We start from the raw sequence: 448 nt of genomic DNA on the forward strand, positions 1-448 counted from the left end.
AAATATCATTGCAAAAATATTTCCAGGAAACTTATCTATTCTAGTATCATATTTATTGACTGATTCATTATATCTATCTCTAGCAACATTAATACGATTTTCTGTGCCTTCTAACTGACTTTGCAATTCTAAGAAATTAGCATTGGCTTTCAAATCAGGATAACGCTCCACCACCAATAATAATTTTGATAAAGCGCCTGTCAAACCAGCTTGTGTTTGTTGAAATTGCGCCATGTTTTCTGGTGTTAAATTATTTGCATCAATAGTTGTAGAAGTTGCTTTTGAACGTGCTTCAATAACCTGAGTTAGCGTTTCTTTTTCAAAATCTGCAGCACCTTGCACTGTTTTTACTAAATTTCCAATCAAATCATTTCTTCTTTGATAGGAACTTTCAACATTTGCCCAAGTTGTTTCAGCTTCGTTTCTTAAAGTTACAATATTATTATAG

At 32.1% G+C, this 448-nt stretch carries 1 protein-coding gene; it reads right to left on the reverse strand.

Annotation, left to right across the window (positions count from 1 at the left end; genetic code table 11):
* A partial coding sequence (locus IU405_RS00735; protein WP_197436736.1) for a LemA family protein occupies positions 1-448 on the reverse strand: 448 nt, incomplete at both ends.

Source organism: Polaribacter sp. BAL334 (assembly GCF_015767435.1).
Classification (GTDB): Bacteria; Bacteroidota; Bacteroidia; order Flavobacteriales; family Flavobacteriaceae; genus Polaribacter.